This window comes from Solibacillus sp. GQ1 (genome assembly GCF_059758555.1).
Genome location: NZ_JCAXEX010000001.1, coordinates 2,129,087 through 2,143,380, shown reverse-complemented (window position 1 = coordinate 2,143,380; position 14,294 = coordinate 2,129,087). Strand labels below are relative to the sequence as shown.

The following is a 14,294-nucleotide window of genomic DNA, read 5'->3' as shown; positions in this document are numbered from 1 at the left end:
CAACCAATGCCAATAGTCGGCAAATTTGTTACACTATATAGGTCCTGCAACAATATTTGGGATTAAATACAAATATTCCAGGCGTTTGCTATGAATTAAAAGAAAAGTTACTGAGAGAAGGAGGCGGAAAAATTGCTTAAAAAAATCATTACCGTATTAATGGCAATTACTTTTGCTTTAGCAATCTTACCAACAGGGCAGCAAGCTGAAGCATCAAATACATATACATTTATGAAAGCAAATTATAATGAAACTGAAGATAAGAAAGGGAATATCACACGAACATTAAAAAGTGTCACATTAAAAAACAGTGCAGGGAAAACCGCAACATTTAACCTTGCGAATACGCAGAAATACTATATTAATAATACGCTGACAACAATTGCAGGATTTAAAGCAGGCATGAGTGTCACGATTAAATTAAACTTAGGCAAAATTACAGAAATGCGTGGATCTACAAATGTAGAAGGCGGTTCAATCGTCGAAAACAGCAAACAAGTAACCGGAGCTGTGACACAGATTGATCCGAACGGTTTGCAGCTCCGTGTAAAAATCGACGGCGCTTCAACGAAAAATTATACAGTGACAAACAATACGGAAGTGTTCAAAGGAAACTCATCAGTAGATTTAAGTTCACTTTATGTAGGAGACCGTGTCCGCTTAAAATTTGCAACAGCCAATACTTCCCGTATCGCTGAAATTACGATTATGAGTACAGCCAATATGGTGAAAGAATTATATAAAGCAGATTTAAATACGGTTAATACAAACAAAAATTCGCTAAATGTTAAGAATGCGCATCCTTTACTAAACTGGCGCTTTGGGACGGTTAGAACGAAGACACAGGCAACATTTAATTTTACAAACAATACAAGTATTTACGTAGGAAATAAAAAAATTTCAAAAAGCCAATTAAAAAAATATAAAAATAGTGAGCTTTATTTTGTAACAAAAACTCAGTTCAGCAAGGAAGTAATCGATAAGATTATCGTATTAGCTAAAAATGAGCGTACATTCTATCAACCTATTACAAGTGTCAATCTTGGTGTGAATACACTGCAACTTAAAAGTTCTTTGAAATTAAATTACCATAACGGTTCGATTTTAATCCGCAATGGCCGTTTAGTAGAACCTGAAGGCCTTATTGCTCTTGATTTAGCGCAAAAACCGATTTCGACAACGGCATTTGTATTAACGGATGGTGCGGCTAAGAGTGATTATGCTCATATCGTCAATATAACAAATGATGCATATTTAGCACCGAATCTATCAAAATATAAACTTTACTTTGGTCGAATTGATGTAGCGGATTTAGATGCATATGAAGTGGAGTTATCAGATTTACAACGTTTCGATAATCATTTCTGGAATATGGATAAGACCATTACATCATTTGCTTACAGTAATTCTACAATCGCATCTGAACTGGACGGAACAAAGCAATTCAAAGTCATTCCGGAACTGGATCTTGATTTATATGATAATTATACAAATTCACCAAATCCATATTACGGATATTTCTTTGTAAACGAAGGTCATATTGAGGGCATTCATTTTGTGCCAAATGAAAAACTGGCTACGTTAACATTAACAGGCCGTGTAAGTTCGATTAATTTTAATACGAAAAAGATATCTGTTGTTAACAGCAGCCAGTGGAGCAAAGATGGTAACTGGAACTACCGTTTCGGTTCGCTTTCACTCGACCTATCAAAAGCGATGGTTATTAAAGATGGTGAAGTAATCGATATTACTGATATTCATAAGGCAGATCATGTAACAGCAATTGCACGTTCAACATCGGAAGTTTATGTATTATTAGTAAACTAATTAAAAAGGCATGCGGGACAAGTTTCTCGCATGCCATTTAAACAAAAGTGAATTTTAAAGAAATGAGGGACGAATTTGTGAGAAAGAAACTTTGCTTCACCTTCCTATTGGCATGCTCATTTTTTCTGATGCTGCTCCCTTCAGCAAGTTCCGCACAATCTATCGATTTAACAGGCGGTATAAAAAACGAATATGAGTATGAAGAATACTTTTTCTTAACAGGAAAACCGATTAAATTTACGGGCACAAATAAAAATGTAACGATTTCAACGAGAGAATCTAAAGGCAAGTTAACCGAGACATACAAGTTTACGTTGGCTGGACCAAATGGAGAAAAGCTGACGCGGAATTTTACGTATACATACGATGTTACAAACTATGACCAAGTAGGGCAAAGTTCAGCAACGGGTGAGGTTACAAAATTTACCGAAAAAATTACAGTTGGCGACAGAACATTTACATTGGCGGATTACCAGCTTTCTAAAAGTACGATTACAGACAAGCGTCCGGCATCTGACTATTATTCAGGAAATGCGATTGCCCGCAAAACATATACCGAAACGACAGGCCGAGGCAAGAATGCTGTTACAAAAACGATAACGGTACATGCAGATAGCCGAAATGAAGGATATGAAAATTTCTGGGGAGCTACTGAAACACAAATTACAGATTTCGAGATTGAATATGATGACGGGACGATCGGTACAGTGAAAAACAAAGTATCGACATCCAAGTCACGAACACTAGAATATAACGAAAACGATGCATCTTTATCAAGTTTTAACGGCAACTATAAAACGATTAGCTCTGCCGATTCGCTATCGGAATACGAATACGATTTACCTGGTAGCGAAGGAACGGTCGCAAGCAATATCGATTATATGCCGAAGCTGGAAATGCTGAAAATTCCAAAATTCCGTGATTTATCTTCCAACTGGGCACGTGAGCAAATTGAAAAATTGTATTCACTTGGGATATTGGATGATCAATCGAACTTCTATTCACCTAATACACCTGTACAGCGCTATGATTTTGCAGTTGCTATTGGTAAAGCAATTGATCTGCGTGTATTGGAAGAAACGAACCGCAAAAAGACACAGCCTTCTATTTTCAAAGACGTGAAACGTACAGTAAAGGATTACAATTACTTAGTGGCAACGGTTGATAAAGGAGTTATTAAAGGAAAAAATCCTACGACATTTGATCCGGATGGTTTTTTAACACGCCAGCAGGCAGCGACAATTTTAGTGCGCGCACTTGGACTGGAAGGAAAAGCACCTGATCCAGGCTATTCTACAGACTATAAAGATGATTACAAAATTACGGATTATGCACGCGATGCAATTTATGTCGCAACTCAGTTAGGGCTAATGTCAGGCAGCGACGGTTATTTCAATCCGAAAGCAACACTGACACGTGCACAGTCTTCCGCGATTATTGAACGATTTTTACGTTATTTAGAAGCAGATTTAAAAGAGAATTACCGAGACAATATTCTGTTCTTTAACTAAGGGGATGCAAACATGAGTAAAATGAAGAAACTAATGGCCATGCTGCTCAGTTGCCTACTAGTATTTTCCGTGGTATTTCCGTTCGGTGCTGCGGAAACGGAAGCTGCAAGCAAGCAAATTTCGGATATAGCGAAAAAAAATTCGAAATATAAAGCAGCCAAATGGACAATAGATAATGATTATTTGCAGTTATATAAAGGGAATAAGTTCCAGTCCGGTACACTCGTGATGGAATGGCAGATGCTGCAGTTTTTAGCGAAGATGGACAAAAACTATCACTTCAATACAAATGATAAAGATATGCTCTATGAATATTATGGTGACTTGAATATTCCGTTATATGGCGTGAATAATAAGTCGAAGCGCAATGCCAATATTTCCCGCGGCCACTTTGCAAAGCTTTATGCGGCGGTAAATGGTCTCGATTTATCCGAGATCCAGGCAGTCAGATATTTATATATGAACGAAATTACAACAGGTACAACCGGAAAGCGCACATATGAAGACTATAAGCCGACGCGCAACATTAATCGCGGTGATATGGCGGTCTTCATGTACCGTATCAATCAGCAGGGGAAATTGGCGATCGAAGGTCTGGCAAGTACACCTGCCGGCAAAGACAACAATAAAATTACATTACCGGTGAACTTTGTTGAGAGTAAAAACGGTACTGTGACGATTCCGACAACTCCTGGTAAAAACACGGATGATAAAGCGACACGTCCGGATGTTTATAAAGCGGTTAAAAAAATTAATGTTGAAAACGAAGAGCTTACAGCAAACGGAGTGGATTCAACTTTAATTACAATTGATTTGCGCGATAGCTATGGCAACGACATTTCATATGATGAATCATTGGCATTTAAAGTGACTTCAAAAGCCGGGGCAAAAGTTTCTGAAACGAATACAAGTACAAGCGGTCAATCAACAACGGTTTATACCGATGGACCACAGCTTAGCGTATATGTAACGGCTCCTGCTTTAACGAAGTCAGTAGTTGATACAATTCGCTTTGAGATGATTAATCCATCAGAAAAGTATTACACATACAAAAATCAGGTTATTGAAGCGTCTGTCCGCTATGTGCCAAAAGCGGAATTGCGTATTACTTATGAAGTGTTTGATCCAGAACAGACGGAATGGAATGGAGGAACGGTTGATCCTGGGGTAAAACCATTACCTGCATTGCCTTCAGGTTTGGTAGGGACAACGACAGTACCATTTACACAAAACGGGGTTATTACAATTTCAGATTACGATCCGGATTTAAAAGTGATGACAGGGTCTAAATGGGAAAACTATACAACTGCTGACGGGAAATTGACACAAGGTCAGGTTACTTCCAAGGAAATTCAATACGGGAATGCAGATCTAAAGCTGGAAGGACAAATTATTTCGGTTTGGCTATTCGAACAAATTCTCGACTATATGATCGAAGGACCAAAAGAGGAGTCTTCTTGGGGCGGTCTCGGCAATGCTAAAGTCATGTACACGGTCAACAATGAGGGACGTGCAACATATGATTTGCAAGGTGTTATGAGTGAAGAAGATACTGAAGCATTCGATTCAATGCTCCATGCGGTCATTATTTATTTGACAGATAAGTTTCTACCGATTGCTGATCAGGTAACATTAGCACATGAAGAATCGGTTGAGGTCATTAAGGCAATGTATGATCGTTTAGGTCAAATCGACAAAAACTTATTGCGAAAAGATTATGCGGACGTAATCGGGAAGCTGGAAGGTGCCGCTGCGAAAATTAAAGTATTGCTTGCAGGAAAAGAACTGCAGCAGCGCCCGGATGGCATGGACCGTTATACGAAGGTAATCGTAAACCTTGTCGCACCAGGCGGGGTAATTATTACCGACTATAAAGGAACGGTGGAAGTAACATTTAACGGAAAAACGCGTGTCGTATCATTTGATACAAATACGAAAGACTATAATAACGGCACAGGCAGCCGCGGATCTGCTGTAGTTTACTTTGACGATATTTTATATGGTAAATCACAGGTTAAGGCACGCTTGATCGATCTGGATCCACGTTATGATAAAGTCGTACAAAGTCTGAAAAATACAACAGTCTCTGAACAAATCTTTGCAAACCCGCGTTATGAAAACAATTTATGTTCCGTTGAATCGGAAGTTATGTTTGTTGTAGACCACTCTGGTTCGATGAAAGCGCGCGATGCGAAAAATTATACAGCGAATAAAGTGAAGCAAACGATTAAACAAATCGGGGCAAACCCAAGTCATGTATATCGCTTCAATAATCGTCCAAATCACGAAGCAACAGACAAAGCGGATATCGTTTCTAGTATCGATAGTTTGTTAACGTATAAAAACGAAAATCGATCGACAAATATTGTGAAAGCACTTGAAACAGCAATCAGTAATTTCACGACAAACCAGTATACAAGTAAAGCCATTGTCCTTGTGACAGACGGTTATTCAAACAGCAGCGGACTCACTAACGTGCTGAACGATGCAAGAGAAAAAGGCATTGCTATCCACACTGTTTCGGTTGGATCATATACAACGGTAAATGAAAAACTACTGAAAGATATTTCATCCGAAACAAAGGGCACATATCAAAATATCACATCGATTGAAAACTTGCACAGCTCTCTACAGGCGATCATTACAACGATTTTATGTAAAACTCCTGTTATGAACAATAGTTGTCTAGTAGGGGATACAATCTTTAACAATACTGATGTGCGTATCGAAACATCAAAAGTAACAATTTTGGCGGATGTGAATACAGGATGCGACAATGTAAAAGGTGTACGCGTTGTATTTATATCACCGAGTGGAGATGTTAAATACGACTTGCCGGCACGGGGTTCTTCGCGCTATATGCATCGACCGAACCTTTATGAGTTCCCGGAATTTGATTTATATGTAGAAGTTGAATTCCAGGCACTCGATGCAACAGGAAAAGTTATTGGGACTAAAATTCATAATATGTGACAAAATAGAGGCTCACTTATAAAGTGGGCTTCTTTTTTGGTTTGAATGATTGAAATCTATGTCGAACTTTGTTAAACTTACATTAGAATAATTCTAATATAACAATTCAAAATCCTTTTCCGAAAAGACTTCATCTTGCGCTATTTGTGACAAGATGTATTTTTCTGAAGTTAGGGTATAGATACAAAGGTTTAAACATCCAATGACAATTTAAAAGTTGTTTTTTGGATTTAATTAAGTATGTTTAGTAAATACTTTCAAAGCATGTTCACAAACTAAACTAGAATCATGCTGTCATTATGCTACAATAAAATCAATGAATTAGAACGTGTGAGGTGTGGGGGTTCATGCATACATTAGTAGTAGGCCTGAATTATAAAACAGCGCCAGTAGAAATTCGTGAAAAGCTCTCGTTTATCGAATCGGATCTTCCGAATGCTATGGAAGCGCTACAAAACCAAAAAAGCATATTGGAAAATGTAATAATCTCTACTTGTAACCGTACTGAAATTTATGCGGTTGTTGATCAATTACACACTGGTCGCTACTATATTAAACAATTTTTGGCGAACTGGTTTAACATACCAATGGAACAGTTTGAGGATCACTTATTCATCCGTGAAGAAGATGAGTCATTAAACCATTTATTCCGTGTGACGGCTGGTATTGATTCCATGGTGCTTGGGGAAACGCAAATTTTAGGACAAGTAAAGAAAAGTTTTTTACAAGGTCAGGAAATTGGTACAACTGGTACAGTTTACAACCAATTATTTAAGCAAGTCGTAACATTCGCAAAACGTGCCCATAGCGAAACAGCGATTGGGGAAAATGCTGTTTCTGTTTCTTATGCTGCCGTGGAGCTTGCCAAAAAAATCTTTGGGTCCTTAAAAGATAAGCATGTAGCCATTTTAGGTGCCGGTAAAATGGGTGAGCTTGCAATTCAAAACCTATACGGAAATGGTGTAGGAAAAGTAACGGTGATTAACCGTACATTTGAAAAAGCTCAAAACTTGGCAGCGAAGTTTGATGGCGATGCGAAAGCAATGAATGAGCTGCAATGTACGTTGCTTGAAGCGGATATTTTAATCAGTTCAACTGGGGCAACAGACTATGTCATCGATTATGACTTGATGAAAGATGTAGCGAAATTTCGTAAAGGCGACCCATTGTTTATGGTCGATATTGCGGTACCGCGTGATTTAGATCCTCGTATTGGCGATGTGCCAAATATATTCCTTTATGATATTGATGACCTTCAAGGAATTGTACAAGCCAACTTGGCAGAGCGTGAACGTGCGGCAAATGAAATTACGGCGATGATTCAAGAGGAAATTATTCAATTTAAAGATTGGTTTAATACACTTGGAGTCGTGCCTGTTATTTCTGCCTTACGTAAAAAAGCGGCATCTATTCAAGAAGAAACGATGATGAGTATCGAAAACAAAATGCCGAATTTAACAGAGCGCGAACGCAAAATTTTAAACAAGCATACAAAATCGATTATTAATCAGCTATTGAAAACGCCGATTCTCCAAGCAAAAGAACTTGCGAACGAGAAAAATGCGGAAGCACAGCTTGCATTATTCCAACAAATCTTCGGTATTGAAGACGAAGTGAAGCAAGAAGTACAGCAATTACGCCCGGAAGTTAAAAACAGTGAAGCAGCACAAGAGGTAACCTTAAAACCAGGTTTCTCTTATTAATTGAACAATAGCCAATAGACATTGAGCCTTATTGAAGCACTTTATTCAAATAAATCATAAGCGTTTTCGTATCTATATGGTAAAATTATAGATAGCGAAAGCGCTTTTTTTAGTAAGTTTCCATCAGGAGAAGGTGCATATGACAGAAATGGTAATGACAAGATTATACGAGCTCATGATCATTCTCTATGGGCTCTGTATCGTACTTTATTTTTCAGACTACCTTTATAAAAATATAAAATTCAGGCGTGTAGCCTTCTGGTTTGTTTCCATCGTCTGGGTGTTGCAAACTTTATTTATCGTCTTGTTTATCATTGAAACGAAACGATTTCCTATTTTGTCGTTGTATGAAGGGGTATTCTTTTATGCATGGCTCTTAACAACACTTTCAATCGTCCTTCATTGTATTGTACGAGTTGATTTACCGGTGTTTTTCATTAATGTATTGAGCTTTGTATTTATGACAATTCACTTATTTGCACCGCAAACGAATGATCAGATTGTCGGTGATTCATTAGTTTCGGAAATGCTGTTAATCCATATTAGTTTTGCGATTGTGTCATACGCCGCTTTTTCGGTTGCGTTTGTCTTCTCGCTGCTGTATTTAATTTTATATCGCATATTAAAGCAAAAAAAGTTTACGAATTTATGGTCACGATTGCCTAGTTTACAGCAAATGGTTAAGTGGATTAATTTATCGACCATTATTGGTATTCCATTGCTATTAATAAGTTTAATTTTAGGGTTAGAATGGGCATTTTTAACATTAGAGAATGTTTCCGTTTTCGATGTAAAAATTTTAGGCTCGTTTATCGTATCGATTGTTTACTTAATTATTTTTTTGCTGCATCGGAAAGGAAAATTAATCGGCATGGTGTATGCACAGGTGCATATTTATTTATTTTTACTCGTTGTGATTAATTTCTTTCTCGGCAGCAAATTATCAAATTTCCATCTGTGGGTTTAGCAGAATAGAAAGGTCGGAGTAACGTGAGAAAAATTATTGTAGGATCTCGAAAAAGTAAATTAGCATTAACACAAACAAACTGGTTTATTAATGAGCTGAAAGAAGCTGGCGTACCATTTGATTTTGAAATCAAGGAAATTGTAACAAAAGGCGACCGCATCTTAGATGTACAGCTTTCTAAAGTTGGCGGTAAAGGTCTATTCGTTAAGGAAATCGAACAAGCTCTTTATGATAAAGAAATCGACTTTGCTGTGCATTCGATGAAAGATATGCCTGCCGTATTGCCTGAAGGGCTGATCATTGGCTGTATTCCTCCACGTGAAGATGCGCGAGATGCCTTTATTTCAAATGGTCATGTGAAATTTGCCGATTTGCCAAAAGGTGCAATCGTTGGAACGAGTTCATTACGTCGTAGCGCACAATTATTACAAGCACGTCCAGATCTTGAGATTAAGTGGATTCGCGGAAATGTTGATACACGTCTAAAAAAACTGGAAACAGAAGATTTCGATGCGATTATTTTAGCCGCAGCAGGCTTGAAACGACTTGGCTGGAGTGATGAAGTCGTAACTGAATATTTAGATACGGAAATTTGCCTTCCAGCTGTTGCACAAGGTTCATTAGGGATTGAATGCCGCGCGGATGATGCGGAGCTGCTTGAGCAACTGGCAAAATTAACGGATGCTACAACATGGGCTACAGCACATGCCGAGCGTTCGTTTTTAGCTGCGATGGACGGGGGCTGCCAAGTGCCGATTGCCGGCTATGCAACAGTAGACGGTGACACAATTACTTTAACAGGTTTAGTGGCAGCACCGGATGCTTCTGTAACTTATAAGGAAACGTTAACAGGGACTGACGCGGATGCAGTTGGTAAAGCTGTTGCCGCAAAATTAACTGAGCAAGGTGCCTTTGACTTAATTCAAAAAGTAAAGGCTGAGTTAGATGCCGAGTAATGCACTCTTAGGAAAAACATTAATTATTACAGGCTCGGCGGTTGTAAGGTCTGTAGAGCAATTGATTGAGCAACATGACGGGAAAGTTTATAATTATCCATTAATCGAAACAGTAGAAAAGGTTTCTAAGGAAGATGAATACTATTTTCGTGAATTACCTGCATATCAGTGGCTCATTTTTACGAGCCAAAATGCGGTAAAAAGCTTTATCGATAAATGTATACGGCATGAACAGACGATTCCGGCCACAATGAAAATTGCAGCTGTCGGTGAAAAGACAGCTGCTTTATTGCAGGAGCACGGCTATGAAATTCATTTTATGCCAACTGTTTACAGTGCTGATGTATTTGTGGAGGAATTTTCGATGGAGCCAGGTGAACGTGCCTTATTTGTGCGCGGATCGATGGCGAAAAAGACGATTCATGAAGGTACTGGAGCGGATGAATGGACGGTTTATGAAACACGTCCGTGCAGAAAATATTTTTCGCAATTAACACAGTGCCTACTGACAGAAAAACATCCGATTGTAATATTCGCCAGTCCTTCTGCGGTAGATATTTATGCTGAGCATATTTTGCCGCATGTAGATTGGCAAAATGTGAAATTTGCATCGATTGGTCATGTAACAACAGCAGCCCTTGAAAAATACGGGGTTCAGCCAATTGTGCAACCTAAAATCTATACGATGCAAGCTGTAATTGAACAGCTCATCCTGGAGGAACAGACAAAATGACAGAACTATATTTCCAACGTCACCGTCGCTTACGTCAAAATGCAGCGATGCGTGCACTCGTAAAAGAAACATACCTACAAAAAGAAGACCTTATTTATCCGTTGTTTATTATTGAAGGCGAAAATATTAAAAACCCTGTTAGTTCAATGCCGGGCGTGTTCCAATTATCTTTAGATAACTTGGCAGCTGAAGTAGATGAAATTGTAGACTTAGGCATTCGTGCGGTATTACTTTTCGGAATTCCTAAAGAAAAGGATGCAGTCGGTACTGGTGCTTTCCATGATCACGGTATCGTACAGGAAGCGACACGTTTAATTAAAGAACGTCATCCAGAGCTTCTAGTCGTAGCAGATACTTGCTTGTGTGAATTTACAGATCACGGTCATTGTGGTGTTATTGAAGGCGATCAAGTGTTAAATGATCCATCACTTGATGTGCTGGCGCGTACAGCAATTTCACAAGCAAAAGCCGGTGCCGATATTATTGCACCATCGAACATGATGGACGGGTTTGTAACGGCGATTCGTGCAGGATTGGATTCAGCAGGATTCCAGCATATTCCGATTATGTCTTATGCGGTTAAATACGCTTCAAGCTATTACGGTCCATTCCGTGAAGCGGCAGAAGGAGCACCACAGTTCGGTGACCGCAAAACGTATCAAATGGATCCTTCCAATCGAATGGAAGCGATTCGCGAAGCAACTTCGGACGTTGAAGAAGGTGCCGATTTCCTAATCGTGAAACCAGCATTAGCATATATGGATATCATCCGTGATGTGAAAAACAGCTTCCCATTACCTGTTGTAGCGTATAATGTATCGGGCGAATATTCAATGGTAAAAGCAGCTGCACAAAATGGCTGGATCGATGAAAAAGCGGTTGTACTGGAAACATTATTAGGTATGAAGCGTGCAGGTTCCGATTTAATTATTACTTATCATGCAAAAGACGTCTGTCGTTGGTTGGAGGAAAAATAATATGCGTAGTTATGAAAAGTCAAAAGCAGCATTTACAGAAGCGGTTGATTTAATGCCAGGGGGAGTAAACTCTCCTGTACGTGCATTTAAATCAGTAAACTTGGATCCGATATTTATGGATTCAGGCAAAGGTGCAGTTATTAAAGATATTGATGGCAATGAATATATTGACTATGTCTTATCATGGGGTCCGTTAATTTTAGGACATGCACACCCGGAAGTTGTTTCGGCTATTCAGGATCAGGCAGCTAAAGGCGCATCATTCGGTGCACCTACTGTTTCAGAAAACAAATTGGCGAAGCTTGTAATGGACCGTTTGCCTTCAGTGGAAATGATTCGTTTTGTATCATCAGGCACAGAAGCAACAATGTCTGCACTACGTTTAGCGCGTGGATTTACTGGACGCGACAAGATTTTAAAATTTGAAGGTTCATATCACGGTCATGGGGATTCACTGCTGATTAAAGCAGGTTCAGGTGTAGCGACACTTGGTTTACCTGACTCACCGGGTGTTCCGGCTGATATTGCCAAAAATACATTAACGGTTGCTTATAATGATTTGGAATCTGCAAAATTAGTATTTGAAAAATTCGGCGCTGATTTAGCTGCAGTTATTTTAGAACCGGTTGCCGGCAATATGGGTGTTGTTCCGCCACAGCCAGGTTTCCTTGAAGGGCTGCGTAAACTGACAGAAGAGAATGGAACGGTTTTAATTTTCGATGAAGTTATGACAGGCTTCCGTGTAGACTATGGCTGTGCCCAGGAATATTACGGAATTAAACCTGACCTTACTTGTTTAGGTAAAGTAATCGGCGGAGGCTTACCGGTTGGTGCATTTGGCGGAAAGCGCGAAATTATGGAGAAAATCGCTCCGTCAGGTCCGATTTATCAAGCAGGTACATTATCAGGTAATCCGCTTGCAATGACAGCCGGCTATGAAACATTAAGCCGTCTGAACAAAGACTCATATGAATACTTCCGCAAACTGGGTGACCAGTTGGAAGAAGGTTTCCGTGCGGCAGCGACGAAATACAATATTCCACATACAGTGAATCGTGCAGGGTCGATGATTGGTTTCTTCTTCACAAACGAAGATGTAATCGATTTTGAATCGGCGAAAAGTTCGGATTTAGAGCTATTTGCAGAATACTTCAAACTAATGGCCGAAGAAGGAATTTTCCTGCCGCCATCACAATTTGAAGGACTATTTATTTCAACGGCGCATACAGAAGAACATATCGCAAAAACAGTTCAGGCATTCCATAATGTCTTTGAAAAATTAGCGAGATAATCTCATAAATAAATCATAAATTCCCTTTCTATGCATAATGTAAGCGTAGGGAGGGGATTTTTTATGCAACAGTGGGAAATGAAAGAGACATTTACATTTCCAAAGCAATTAGGAAATGTTCAAGAGAATTCTAAAATAGTAGTAGAACCGAAATGGCATGAAGAGATTAGCGAAGATTCCGTCGTAGTAAGAGGAATTTATGTAGTAAAAGGCAATATTCAATTTGATCATGTAGCACGCGAGGATGAAATTGAGGAAGGTATCTATATCGAACATATGGATATTGAAAAAGATCATGGTTATTTCGAATATGCCCTGCCTTTTTCAGTAGATTTTCCGAACGATGACATTGAAGCTGTATCACTTCGCATAAATGATATTAAAGTGGAGCCGAATAATGGCTACTGCTCATGTAGCTGGGCAGTCCATTGTGATGTGGAAAAGAAAGTACAAGCAATTGTTGAAGTAGAGGAACCGGCACCAGTCGAAGAGATCGTCGTCGAAAAGCCTGTAGAAGAAGTACAACCCCGACTTCAAGCGGAAAAAGAAGTAGAATCAACGCAGATGGCTCAAACCGTTCCCCATGAGCTTGATTTCCTGGAACAGTTGGCTGATGCATATAGTCGCGTGCAAATACAATTGAAAAAATAAATAAATGTTCCGTAAGAATTGAAGCTTACGGAACATTTTTTTGTTGTGAATTTTAAATGAAATCTGTGAGTAATAAGTAAGTAAATAAAATTAGAATGGCCAGCAATAATATATCACCCGTTGTCGGAAGTAAGATCGTTCGAATCGCCTGAAAAATCGTAATCGGCAAAATACAATGACGCATAAAGAAACGGAATTTTCGCAGCCATGGAGGCAATAAATAAGGATTGTAGTTTTTTCGCAATGTCCAGACTCCTTTTGCATAGTATATGTGAAGAGCGCAGATAACGTGTTAAAGTATATTCCCCATTCGTGCTTGATATTTCATTAAAAACAGCTTAAAATAAAGTGCAACTATATAATTGAAGCGAAGATTAGGAAGAGTACGTATGAGATCGATGGCAAGAGAGGAAACGGTAGCTGAAAAGTTTCTCCATCAACCATGCAGAAGGTAGCCTAGGAGCTGACTTAGTGAACTAACAGTAGCTAGGATCCGGTTAAACACCGTTATCGAATGAAGTGCCGATTGGGCATTCCAACGCTGCATATTGACTGCTTGCGCTTTTTTAAATTTTAAGAAAGCGTTTGTGGGTAAGGAATGTGAACGCTTGACTAAACCCGATCGGAAATAAAGGTGGTACCGCGAATTAACTCCCTCGTCCTTTTTTAAGACGAAGGGAGTTTTTTTATGTCCAATAATAAGGT

Annotated in this window: 11 protein-coding genes and 1 other annotated feature; of the genes, 10 read left to right on the top strand and 1 reads right to left on the bottom strand. The window is 39.0% G+C overall.

Annotated features, from left to right (window positions below):
* Positions 1-132 precede the first annotated feature (132 nt).
* The 10 genes from AC6CH1_RS10980 to AC6CH1_RS10935 all read left to right on the top strand — a co-directional run bounded on the left by AC6CH1_RS10980 (position 133) and on the right by AC6CH1_RS10935 (position 13,589).
* Positions 133-1,827: a phosphate ABC transporter ATPase gene (locus AC6CH1_RS10980; RefSeq protein ID WP_498317482.1), complete on the top strand. Its 1,695-nt coding sequence runs from the start codon at positions 133-135 to the stop codon at positions 1,825-1,827.
* Positions 1,828-1,904: 77 nt separating this feature from the next.
* Positions 1,905-3,338 carry an S-layer homology domain-containing protein gene (locus AC6CH1_RS10975; protein WP_498317480.1) on the top strand — a complete coding sequence of 478 codons (1,434 nt, stop codon included), beginning with the start codon at positions 1,905-1,907 and terminating at the stop codon, positions 3,336-3,338.
* A 12-nt stretch (positions 3,339-3,350) separates the two neighbouring features.
* Positions 3,351-6,311, top strand: a complete 2,961-nt coding sequence (locus tag AC6CH1_RS10970) for a vWA domain-containing protein (RefSeq protein WP_498317478.1) — start codon at positions 3,351-3,353, stop codon at positions 6,309-6,311.
* A gap of 347 nt (positions 6,312-6,658) precedes the next feature.
* On the top strand, positions 6,659-8,014 hold the full coding sequence (gene hemA / locus AC6CH1_RS10965) for a glutamyl-tRNA reductase (protein ID WP_427708855.1): 1,356 nt from the start codon (positions 6,659-6,661) through the stop codon (positions 8,012-8,014).
* Positions 8,015-8,153: 139 nt separating this feature from the next.
* The gene (ccsA, locus tag AC6CH1_RS10960) at positions 8,154-8,981 is read left to right on the top strand and encodes a cytochrome c biogenesis protein CcsA (RefSeq protein WP_251686639.1); all 828 of its coding nucleotides are present in this window, start codon (positions 8,154-8,156) and stop codon (positions 8,979-8,981) included.
* A gap of 23 nt (positions 8,982-9,004) precedes the next feature.
* On the top strand, positions 9,005-9,937 hold the full coding sequence (gene hemC / locus AC6CH1_RS10955) for a hydroxymethylbilane synthase (protein ID WP_498317476.1): 933 nt from the start codon (positions 9,005-9,007) through the stop codon (positions 9,935-9,937).
* Positions 9,927-10,670, top strand: coding sequence for a uroporphyrinogen-III synthase (locus AC6CH1_RS10950; protein ID WP_251686641.1), 744 nt, complete (start codon positions 9,927-9,929; stop codon positions 10,668-10,670). The genes hemC and AC6CH1_RS10950 overlap by 11 nt, the downstream gene beginning before the upstream one ends.
* The gene (gene hemB / locus AC6CH1_RS10945; RefSeq protein ID WP_251686642.1) at positions 10,667-11,647 is read left to right on the top strand and encodes a porphobilinogen synthase; all 981 of its coding nucleotides are present in this window, start codon (positions 10,667-10,669) and stop codon (positions 11,645-11,647) included. The genes AC6CH1_RS10950 and hemB overlap by 4 nt, the downstream gene beginning before the upstream one ends.
* A gap of 1 nt (position 11,648) precedes the next feature.
* Entirely contained in the window at positions 11,649-12,938 is a 1,290-nt protein-coding gene (hemL, locus tag AC6CH1_RS10940; RefSeq protein ID WP_251686643.1) for a glutamate-1-semialdehyde 2,1-aminomutase, read from the top strand.
* A gap of 63 nt (positions 12,939-13,001) precedes the next feature.
* The gene (locus tag AC6CH1_RS10935; protein WP_427708864.1) at positions 13,002-13,589 is read left to right on the top strand and encodes an alanine racemase; all 588 of its coding nucleotides are present in this window, start codon (positions 13,002-13,004) and stop codon (positions 13,587-13,589) included.
* A gap of 52 nt (positions 13,590-13,641) precedes the next feature.
* Here AC6CH1_RS10935 and AC6CH1_RS10930 read toward each other — a convergent pair whose 3' ends face one another.
* On the bottom strand, positions 13,642-13,833 hold the full coding sequence (locus tag AC6CH1_RS10930) for a YszA family small membrane protein (RefSeq protein WP_498317474.1): 192 nt from the start codon (positions 13,831-13,833) through the stop codon (positions 13,642-13,644).
* 117 nt (positions 13,834-13,950) lie between these two features.
* Positions 13,951-14,256: a binding site (T-box leader), on the top strand.
* Positions 14,257-14,294 lie beyond the last annotated feature (38 nt).